This is a genomic window from Clostridium sp. UBA6640, assembly GCF_002455975.1.
Lineage (GTDB): Bacteria > Bacillota > Clostridia > Clostridiales > Clostridiaceae > Clostridium_J.
Window position 1 is genome coordinate 1 of the sequence record NZ_DKLM01000165.1, and the last position, 10,905, is coordinate 10,905.

At 28.2% G+C, this 10,905-nt stretch carries 11 protein-coding genes; 8 read left to right on the top strand and 3 right to left on the bottom strand.

Annotated elements, in window-relative coordinates:
- Positions 1-310 precede the first annotated feature (310 nt).
- The 6 genes from B2W91_RS18845 (at position 311) to B2W91_RS18870 (ending at position 6,478) form a co-directional block, all read left to right on the top strand.
- The gene (locus B2W91_RS18845; protein ID WP_291583731.1) at positions 311-1,648 is read left to right on the top strand and encodes a sigma-54 interaction domain-containing protein; all 1,338 of its coding nucleotides are present in this window, start codon (positions 311-313) and stop codon (positions 1,646-1,648) included.
- 421 nt (positions 1,649-2,069) lie between these two features.
- Positions 2,070-3,422: an acyclic terpene utilization AtuA family protein gene (locus B2W91_RS18850; protein WP_291583732.1), complete on the top strand. Its 1,353-nt coding sequence runs from the start codon at positions 2,070-2,072 to the stop codon at positions 3,420-3,422.
- Positions 3,423-3,426: 4 nt separating this feature from the next.
- A complete protein-coding gene (locus B2W91_RS18855; RefSeq protein WP_191740909.1) occupies positions 3,427-3,726 on the top strand; it encodes an AtuA-related protein in 300 nt (99 codons plus the stop codon).
- A gap of 100 nt (positions 3,727-3,826) precedes the next feature.
- Positions 3,827-5,125, top strand: coding sequence for a CitMHS family transporter (locus tag B2W91_RS18860; RefSeq protein WP_291583737.1), 1,299 nt, complete (start codon positions 3,827-3,829; stop codon positions 5,123-5,125).
- Positions 5,126-5,171: 46 nt separating this feature from the next.
- Positions 5,172-5,819 (top strand): CoA transferase subunit A, encoded by a 648-nt coding sequence (locus B2W91_RS18865; RefSeq protein ID WP_291583739.1) that lies wholly within the window; start codon positions 5,172-5,174, stop codon positions 5,817-5,819.
- Between the two features lie 2 nt (positions 5,820-5,821).
- Positions 5,822-6,478 (top strand): 3-oxoacid CoA-transferase subunit B, encoded by a 657-nt coding sequence (locus tag B2W91_RS18870; RefSeq protein WP_291583742.1) that lies wholly within the window; start codon positions 5,822-5,824, stop codon positions 6,476-6,478.
- Positions 6,479-6,617: 139 nt separating this feature from the next.
- On the opposite strand, the gene B2W91_RS18875 is transcribed toward B2W91_RS18870, so the two are convergent.
- Both B2W91_RS18875 and bcp read right to left on the bottom strand, forming a co-directional pair.
- Positions 6,618-7,151 (bottom strand): GNAT family N-acetyltransferase, encoded by a 534-nt coding sequence (locus B2W91_RS18875; RefSeq protein ID WP_291583743.1) that lies wholly within the window; start codon positions 7,149-7,151, stop codon positions 6,618-6,620.
- Between the two features lie 241 nt (positions 7,152-7,392).
- Positions 7,393-7,860 (bottom strand): thioredoxin-dependent thiol peroxidase, encoded by a 468-nt coding sequence (bcp, locus tag B2W91_RS18880; RefSeq protein WP_291583744.1) that lies wholly within the window; start codon positions 7,858-7,860, stop codon positions 7,393-7,395.
- 599 nt (positions 7,861-8,459) lie between these two features.
- Between bcp and B2W91_RS18885 the strand changes: the two genes are divergently transcribed.
- Positions 8,460-9,239, top strand: coding sequence for a CPBP family intramembrane glutamic endopeptidase (locus tag B2W91_RS18885; protein WP_291583745.1), 780 nt, complete (start codon positions 8,460-8,462; stop codon positions 9,237-9,239).
- 190 nt (positions 9,240-9,429) lie between these two features.
- Here the strand turns inward: B2W91_RS18885 and B2W91_RS18890 are convergent, their stop codons facing one another.
- A complete protein-coding gene (locus B2W91_RS18890; RefSeq protein WP_291583747.1) occupies positions 9,430-10,038 on the bottom strand; it encodes a hypothetical protein in 609 nt (202 codons plus the stop codon).
- 326 nt (positions 10,039-10,364) lie between these two features.
- On the opposite strand from B2W91_RS18890, the gene B2W91_RS18895 reads away from it, so the two are divergent.
- On the top strand, positions 10,365-10,523 hold the full coding sequence (locus tag B2W91_RS18895) for a hypothetical protein (protein WP_291583748.1): 159 nt from the start codon (positions 10,365-10,367) through the stop codon (positions 10,521-10,523).
- The last annotated feature ends 382 nt before the right edge of the window (positions 10,524-10,905 follow it).

Sequence of the window (10,905 nt, forward strand, 5' to 3'; positions counted from 1 at the left end):
CGATTCCTGCTCGAGCCACCAATAACCTAGATTAATAATCTAGGTTATTTTTTTATGTAAAATTTTATTTTTTAATTTTATACTAAATTAATTTATAAATAGATTATAATGTGTTTGTAATATTTAAGAATAAATATATAATAATATTAACTAGAGTATGAAATATAAAAGTTAGTTGATAAAACAAAAATTTCAGCAAAGAAAAAAGTTTGGATTAAATACTAATAAATTTAAAAAAATAATTAGCATAACAAGAAAAAATATAGTATGTATTTAATAACATAAGATTATATTAAAAAGGAGATGCCTAATGAAGATTACAGAGTGGATGGGAAAAATATTCAATTCTTTAAATGAAGGAGTACTAATTGTAAATAGAGATGGAAAGATCTTATTTTTCAATAAGGCTTATTCAAATTTTATAGGTAAAAATCTTAATGATGTTGAAGGATTACATATAAGGGATATTCGTCCAGGTTCCGTGATACAGGATGTAATGGAAACAGGAGTAGCTAAGTTAGGAGTTCTACGTAAAGAAAATAATGATGAATATTTTTGTAACATATCTCCTATTGTTTCAGATGGAAAGACAATTGGAGGTATATCAACAGTTACATTTTTAAAAGATGCTGTCTATTTGAGTAAAAAAATTAAAGAATTAGAAAAAAAGAATAAGTATTTAATGGAGAAAATTCATCGTACAAATGGAGCTAAATATACTTTTAAGAATATTATTGCTGTAAATGGCACTTCAATACTCACTAAAAATATAGCACAAAAAATTTCGCATTCAGATGTTTCTGTGCTTATTGAAGGTGAGAGTGGAAGTGGTAAGGAAGTATATGCACAATCAATACATAATGAAAGTGAAAGAAGTAAATATCCTTTTGTAGCTATAAATTGTTCAACTTTAACATCTACAATGTTAGAAGGTGAGTTATTTGGATATGAAGATGGAGCTTTTACTGGAGCTAAGAAGGGCGGAAAAATTGGCTTGTTTGAAAGTGCAAATCAGGGAACGATATTTCTAGATGAAATATCTGAAATGAATTATTCATTACAGGCAAAAATATTGCGTGTATTACAAGAAGGAACTATTAGAAAAATCGGTGGAACTAAGGAAATTGATATAGATGTTAGGGTTATTTGTGCTTGCAATGTAGATTTAATGAAATATATTGAAGAGGGTAATTTTAGGAAGGACTTGTATTACAGAATTGCGGTATTCCCTATCCATATAATACCTTTAAGAGAAAGACGAGAAGATATACCATATTTATTGGATTTTTATCTACAAAAGCTAAGTAATAAACTCAAAAGAAAAATATCTTTAACAGATAAGGCAAAAGCTTCACTTTATAATTACGACTGGCCTGGAAATGTAAGAGAAATGAAAAATGTTCTTGAGTTTTCATCTATAATGGCTACAGATGGTTTTATAAGAGAAGAAAATTTACCAACTCCTATCACTGAAAATTCAAAGGAATCGGAACCAAAATTTTATAAGCTTTCTGATAAAATTAAGAAGTTTGAAAGGGAAGAGATCAATAGGGCAATTGAATATTTTGGTGATACTGTTGATGGGAAGAAAGAGGCAGCTAAACATCTTGGAATATCCTTATCAACTCTTTATTACAAGCTTAGTTAAAAGTTATTTATATTTCTTAAATTTAGGAAAGTAATATACTTTTATTCTTAAATTTGAGAAATTATAATTAATATGATTTTATCAAGTTTTTAAATATATAAGTTAAAATTTCAAGGTTATTATTCTTAATTTTAAGAATAATAACCTTTTCATTTGTTAATATATTCTCGATTTTAAGGGATTTCTAGATATTCTAAATTTGGCACATAAATTGCTTAAATATATATTAAGAAATTGTACTATAAACCTTTACATATAATTTATCTAAATTTAGTGGCCGCTAAATAATATTTGATATCTCTATGTATATTATAAATTAACAATAGTGAAAACTGATTTTTACCATATAGATGTTAATTAGTAAAGTGATCAATTTAATCATATAGAGTATTATTACTTAGCTTGAAAGGAGTAATTATTTATGAAAAAAATTAGAATCGGAAGTGGCGCTGGCTATGCAGGTGATCGCATTGAGCCGGCAGTAGAAATAATGGAGAAAGGGAATGTTGACTATATAATTTTTGAATGTCTTGCTGAAAGAACTATAGCTATTGGGCAAATGGATAAACTTAAAGATCCTACAAAAGGCTATAATCAATTACTTGAAAGTAGAATGAGGAAAATTCTTAAGCTTGCAAAAGAAAAGGGAATTAAAGTTATTACTAATATGGGTGCCGCTAATCCAGTTTCAGCTGTTGAGGCAAGTATAAAAATAGCTAAGGAACTTGGTATTACAGGCTTAAAATTTGCAGCTGTTACAGGTGATGATATACTTCCCAAAATTTCAGATTATTATAATAACGATGTTCTTGAATTAGATTGTAAACTTGGTGATATTAAAGAATCTATTTTATCTACTAATGTGTACCTTGGTGCAGAAGGAATTATAGAAGCCTTGGAAAATGATGCTGATATAATCATAACAGGTCGTGTTTCTGATCCTGCACTTTCTATTGGACCTTTGAGATACGAGTTTGGATGGAATGCTAATGATAATCCTCATGAAATTGGACAAGCAGTTTTAGTTGGTCATCTACTTGAATGTGGTGGACAGGTTACTGGGGGGTATTATGCAGATCCTGGTATTAAAGATGTTGAAAACCTTGAAATATTGGGATTCCCAATAATTGAGATCGATGAAACAGGTAAATTTACTGTAACTAAAGTTGAAGGTTCTGGTGGATTAGTTAGTACTGATACTTGTAAAGAGCAAATGATTTATGAAATTCATAATCCAGAAGTGTATATGACTCCGGATGCTATAGCTGATTTTTCTCATGTAACCTTTACTCAAGAAGGTAAAGATTTAGTTAAAGCTGAAAATGCTAATTCTAAAGGAATCCCTGAAACTCTAAAAGTGAGCATAGGTTACAAAGATTGCTTTATCGGAGAAGGAGAAATTAGTTATGGTGGCACAAATGCTCTAGCAAAAGCTCAACTTGCTGCTGATATTGTTGAAAAAAGACTTAAACTAACTGGTGTTCAAATAGAAGAATTGAGAATTGATTATATTGGTTTCAATTCATTATATAAAACAAAAATCTCTAGTCAGTATGCTCCAGAAGTATTTCCAGAGATTAGACTTCGTATAAGTGGTAGAACTAAAGATAGAGAAAATGCTATTTTAATTGGTAATGAAGTTGAGACTCTTTACACTAATGGCCCTTCAGGTGGTGGTGGAGCAACTAAAAAAGTAGCAGAGGTTGTTTCGGTTTGCTCAATATTCGTTCCTAGAGATATCGTAAATATAGAAGTAAGTTATCAGGAGGTATAATAATATGAAATTAAAAGATTTTGCACATGGAAGAACTGGTGACAAAGGTGACATTTCTAACATTTCTGTTATTGCATACAGAGATGAAGATTATCCTATGTTAAAAGAAAAAGTTACTGCAGAAAAAGTTAAAGAATATTTTAGTGAAATTTGCAAAGGTGAAGTAGTAAGGTATGAAATTGATAGTATTTGTGCTATGAATTTTGTCCTTGATAAAACTTTAGGTGGTGGAGTTACAAGAAGCCTTGCTCAGGACAAACATGGAAAAGCTCTTGTGATGGCTTTAATGGAGATGGAAATCTAGTAAAAATAAAAGTCAACTAAATATTTATTCAATAGGTAACATAAATATTTTACAGGTTATCTAGCACTCAATCTGAAATAAAAGATATAGGAGGTAAATTATGTTAGCATTCTTAGGACTTTTAACAATTATAGTATTACTATTGCTAGTTATGACGAAAAAAGCATCACCAACGGTAGCATTAATTGTAGTTCCAGTAGTTACAGCAGCTATTGGTGGTTTTGGGTTAGAAATTGGTGAATTTATGACTAGTGGAATTAAAAGTATATCAACAACAGGGGTTATGTTTATTTTCGCTATTTTATTCTTTGGAGTATTAAGTGATGCAGGGACATTTGACCCAATCATAAGGAAAATTATTAAAGTAGTTGGTAAGGATCCAGTGAAGATTGCAATAGGAACTGCAGTTTTAGCAATGATTGTACATCTTGATGGTTCAGGTGCAGTTACATTTTTAATTACAATACCAGCAATGCTTCCACTATACGATCAGCTTGGAATGAAAAGAACAACTTTAGCTACCATTGTTGCATTAGGAGCCGGTACTATGAATATATTGCCATGGGGTGGGCCAACTATTCGTGCGGCTTCATCATTAGGAATAACTCCAACTGAATTATTTAATCCAATGTTAATTCCATTCTTAGCAGGTATTATATTTGTACTTATAGTAGCTTTTTTATTAGGAAAAAAAGAAGCAAAACATATTGGTAATATTGGAAATACAAAAATCATAGAAGTTGATGAAAAGGTTAATGAGGAGAAAGCAAAACTTGCAAGACCAAAACTTTTTTTAGTTAATATATTGTTAATAGTAGTAGCAATCACTATTATGATTACAAATAAATTACAACCACATGTAGTATTTATGCTTGGATTATGTATTGCTTTAGTAATCAACTATCCATCTGTAAAAGAGCAAAAGGAACGTATAGATGCACATGCAAAAGAAGCTTTAATGATGGCTAGTGTTTTATTTGCAGCAGGATGTTTCACAGGAATAATGAAAGACTCAGGAATGATTACTGCTATGGCGGAAGTTGTAGTTAATATGATACCACCGTCTTTAGGTAGATTAATACCAGTAATTACAGGGGTGATTTCTATGCCAGCCAGCTTATTATTTGATCCAGACTCTTTCTACTTTGGGGTATTACCAGTGTTAACAAGTAGTGCAAATCAATTTGGAGTAGAAGGAATTATGGTTGGTAGAGCAGCGATTCTTGGACAAATGACAACAGGATTTCCTATAAGTCCACTAACAGCATCTACATTTCTTCTAACTGGCTTAGCAGGCATAGATTTTGGAGAACATCAAAAGAAAACCATCCCATTTGCATTTGCATGTACTATAGTAATGCTTATAGTAGCTATAGTTTTAAGAATAATATCATTATAAATTGTATTAAATAAATTAAGTTTAATAGATAGTAGGAGGTAGCAATTTGAGTAAAATTATTTCAATGGATGAAGCAGTAGAAATGATAAAAGATGGAATGATTATTATGGTTGGTGGATTCCTTGGATGTGGTGCTCCAAATAAAATACTTGATAAGTTATCAGAAAGCAGTGTTAAAAGCATTACAATAATTTGTAATGATACTTCTTTTCCAGAAGTTGGACTTGGAAAGCTTATTGTAAATAAACAAGTGAAGAAGGCCATTGTATCTCATATTGGAACTAATCCAGAAACAGGTAGACAAATGAATACTAAGGAATTAGATGTTGAACTTTCTCCACAAGGGACACTAGCTGAAAGGGTTAGAGCTTATGGTGCTGGATTAGGCGCAGTAGTTACACCTACTGGCATTGGAACAATCGTAGAAGATGGTAAACAAAAACTTACAATAGAAGGTAAAGAATATATGCTCGAACTACCTTTAAAAGCAGATATTGCATTAATTTTTGGAAGTGTTGTAGATAAAAAAGGAAATATTTTATATAAAGGAGCAACAAGAAATTTTAATGATTTAATGGCTAAATCAGCTGATATTGTAATTGTAGAGGCAGAGAAGATTGTAGAAGTTGGTGAAATTTCTCAAGAGTCAGTTAATACGCCTGGGATTTTTGTTGACTATATTGTGGAGGTGTAAGAGTGAATAAATCTCAAATTAAAGAAGTTATTGCAAAAAGAGTCGCTAAAGAATTTAAAGATGGTGATGTTGTAAATTTAGGAATTGGATTACCCACAATGGTCGCTAATTATATTCCAAATGATATTGATGTTATATTACAATCAGAAAATGGATTTATTGGGTTAGGTCCTGCACCGGAAGCTGGTGAAGAAGACCCAAACATTGTAAATGCTGGAGCACAACCTGTTACTATAAAAGAGGGAGGGGCATTTTTTAATAGTGCTGAGTCTTTTGAAATAATAAGAGGAGGACATGTTGATGCAACTGTGCTAGGTGCATTACAGGTAGACGAGAAAGGAAACCTTGCAAATTGGATGATTCCAGGTAAAATGGTTCCGGGTATGGGTGGAGCTATGGACTTAGTTGTTGGAGCTAAAAGAGTTATTGTAGCTATGGAGCATACTGCTAAAGGAAATCACAAAATATTAAAAAAGTGCACATTACCTTTGACAGCAGCTAATGAGGTTGATTTAATAATTACAGAAATGGGAGTAATGGAAGTCGCTAGTGAAGGGATTGTTCTAAAAGAGATAAATCCTGAATTCACAATTGAAGATGTAAAGAATGCTACAGAAGCAGAATTAATTATTGATACAAACTTAAAGTTAATGTGCTAAAATGTTTTAGTATACATTGTGAGTCTGTATAATTATATAGAAATAATTAAAATATAAAATGTCTATTANNTAATAGACATTTTATATTTTAAATTTAATATCATTTCTAAAAATAAAGCAAATCAATATTACTAGCGCTTTAATCTTCACTTACTTTTTTATATAAAACATGTTTTCTAAGCTTATTTCCTTGTGCTACATTTGGGTGTTCAAATTCTTGTACATATTTCATTCCTATCTTTTTCATAACATTCATTGATCTTACATTTAAGACAGAGGTGAAGGATACAATTTCTTTAAAACCTAAATTAATAAATCCGTAATCTAAACATTTGCTAGCTGCTTCTTGTGCATATCCATTGCCCCAATATTTATATGCTAATCTCCATCCTATTTCAACGCATGGAGTAAAATTTGATTCAAACTGTGGAATTGATAATCCGACAAAACCAATAAATTCATTTGTTTGCTTTATTTCTAGAGCCCACAGGCCAAATCCATTGTTTAATATATTCATTTTGATCTTGTCTACCATTTGTTTTGTTTCAATTTCAGTTAACACTTTTGGAAAATACTCCATTACTCTGGGATCTTTATTCATTTCAGCAAATTTTGGAATATCAGTATCTAGCCAATTACGTAATCCTAATCTACTTGTCTCAATAATATACATAAATTCCTCCTTAAAGATTATTTAAATTAATTATAATATAGCAAGTATATTATAATTCTTAATATTTTTGTTGATAATGTGGATAAGATTTTATCTTATGTTAATAATTATCTACATTGATTTAAGTTTATTTATCTTTAAAAGAATAGCTAACTAATATTATTTTATATTTTACATTGATTTAAAGTACAGGAAAATATAAAAACCATCACTCAATTTTGAGGAAGGTTTTTTATATTTATTACATATTTGATATAAAATCCACTACAGATTCTACATGTCCATCAACTTTTACTTTTCTAAAGATTTTTGCTATGTTTCCATCTTTATTAATTATGAATGTACTTCTTTCGATGCCAATAGATTTTTTACCAAACATAGTTTTTTCTTTTAATACATTATATAATTCACAAACAACTTTATCTACATCAGATAGAAGTATGTAGTTTAATTCATGTTTATTTATAAACTTTTCATGTGAATTTAAATTATCTTTGCTTATTCCTAATACAATGGTATTTAACTCATCCAGAGTTTTTAGCTGTTCCTTAAAAGAAACAGCTTCCTTTGTTCATCCAGGAGTGTTGTCTTTTGGATAGAAAAATAATACTACATTTCTACTTATATAATCACTTAATTTATGAGTATTTCCATCGCTACCTGGCAAAGAAAAATCAGGAGCTTTCATACTTTCATTTAAAAATTCCATATTCTCACCTTCTCAATCAGTTTTAGCAATAGATAACATTCTATCTATTACTAAATAGTATAACACTTTATTTAGAACTTAGTAAAAATATGTTTATGATTTTTATTTATTAAATAAAATAACTTTTTATATTGCATAACGTATATCAAGTGAAAACTAAATAATTAGATATTAAAAAATATATAAAAGGTAGTTATATAGAAGAAGGGAAAAGAAATTAATAATATCTGTTTTAGCTTCATCAATAATAGTTAGCAATTTAATTGTTATAGTAAATGTACAGCTTAATTTCTTATTACAAGATGTTTATAGTATTATAAGTTAAATAAAAGATGAAGATCCTATTTAAAATTAGTGATTTATTAATAAAAGGATAAATATAATAATTATTATGAGATTTGATAATAAATTTTAAAAGAGTTGACTATAATTTAAATAGTCAATTCTTTTTTTATACAAATAATATTAAATACAAATTATAAGTTTTTAGTATAATTATTAAACTCTAATTAAAAAGTTATAACTCCACTAAAAAATTTTAACAACTATATAACTGGTGCAGATAAAAACAGTATAATAGTTATCAGGAGATGAGTATTATGGAAAGTCATTTAAGGTTAATCTCAAACATAGTATTATATTTATTTATATATCTATTAGGACAATTTCTATCAATAATATTTGTTACTATACCTTCAATATTTTATTATGCTTATTTAAATATTGAGTTAAAAGAAGTATTGATAAGAATAGATAAAAATATTTTAATAACAGTATCTATAGGAGCAATGATTAGCTTAATTATCTATACATTGATTTTGAGAAAAAATAAAAGCAATCTTTGGAAAAGATGTAATTTTAGCAATATAACTATGAAAAGCATAATTTTTATTGGAATCATATCTATATGTTACTCTGTGATTTCGACTTGTTTTGTTGGGTTTAGCTATAAATTTTTTTCAATCTATGATGCTATAGTAAGTTCTCCAATTTATAGTGAAAGTACTCTATCTTTAATTAGTGGAATAATATTTATACCTATTTTTGAGGAAATACTATTTAGAGGAATAATATTTAATGAGTTAAGAGATAATCTTTCATTAATCGCTAGTATATTAATACAAGGAATTCTATTCGCAGTAATGCATGGAAATATAGTTCAGGTTATTTATACATTTCCACTAGCTATAATGTTAGCACTAGTATATGTATGGACGGATTCTATTTGGGCAAGTATATTACTACATGTGTTTTTTAATTTTACGGGTATGGTTATAACCCCTAATATAGTAAATTTAAATGTATTAATTATAGCATTAATTCCTTCTATAATACTTTTAATTATAGTGTTTAAAGATTTTAAAAAGGTAATTATATAATTGAATTTAAAATGATGATAAATTTCATCTTATAAATATGGATAATTTTCTTCACTTTTCTATTGCAGATTTTTCGGAATCTGCATTTTATTTTTTTCTAAAAAAATATGGCTGCTTCAGAATTAAATTAAAAAGCTAATTCTAAAACAAACCATTTTTATTAATAAATTTACTTTAATATATTTATAAATTAGTTAACTTTTTCAAGTTTTAAAAAAACTCCTGGTAAATGTATAAATAATCCATTATCATCTTTTAACAATGATAATAGACGGTCTTTATTTTCATCCATAATATCAATCTGCTTAACTGTAGTTCCATTTAATCCTACTGTGTTATTAGATAGTTTGTATTCATTTAAGTATTCTTCTATTGTCATGTCATTTTCCTCATAAATTGGATTTTCTAAAAAGCTCATCTTATCAACACGTTGTTCTTCAAAATAATTAGCAGTCTCATCAGAGAATGTTACTGTTTTCCCTATAAAAGATTCGATCTCATCTTGACTATATATTCCGATGCCTGCACAAATATATTTACTAATTTTCCAACTTCCTATATATGATTTTATATCTTGCATCTTATTGTTAACATTATTATCATCTGTTTCAATGGAATATACATCAGAAGTTTTTTTACCAGTTGAATATTTTTCATTGTCATTTACTATTTGGTTTTCAATAATATTATTTTTTTCGTTAGTTGAATGAGTTGCCTTTTCATTATTTTTATCGCTGCTACAGCCATAAAAAATAACTAAAAGAATTAAACATAAACTAAGAAGCAATTTTTTTTTCATAATTATGCCCTCTTTTATTTCTGATTTAAATTATCTTTTTCAAATCACATACATTCTTTAGTCATATTTAAATTTATGTGATAATAAATAGTACTATATTTTATTGGAGAATCCTTCAAAGCTGATTGATTCTGTATAAGAATTATTTTATTTAGATATTTAGATGAGCCATTGTAAAATAAAATTGAACTAACAAAAATTCATATTGGATTACTCTATGTTATGATTTAATCGTCAAACAAAACCTAAATAGGAGATAATCACTATGAATTACACAAATAATAGTACAGAGCCATACAAAAATAAATATTTAAATTTAGGGGAACATGACTACTCAACTTCGTTTAGAAGGTAGATTTTCAGCATATAAGAGAGAAAAAGAATTAAATTATCGTATAAATACTATTTTTAATGAAAATTGTTGTGGTACTACTACTCATATTGAACAACGAAAAAAGATTAAGGGGCATCTTCATAGGAAATAGAAAATTGATGCTGTAATTGGCGGAAAAGCTATTAATGATTGTGTTTTATTCAGCTTAGGTTATTATAAAGAAGGAAAACATCTGTATACTTGACCGTGTGTGTCAATAAGTAAAAATGATAGGAATAGAGAGTAAAAAATAGTATTTTAAATATAATTTATGTAAATTACGAGATTTTAAATAATATGTTATTGTAGCTTTGATATAATAATGCTTGTCCCTAAGAGATGCGAAAACAAATCTTAGCGATGAAGTTTAGTTTTTTCTAAAGATAGTTAAATAAGTTTAAAAAAACTTTTAAAAAAACTGTTGACAAGAAAAAGCAAACCTGATAAACTAGTAAGAGTCGTCAGGTGATGGCGGTAAAAATTACTAAATAATT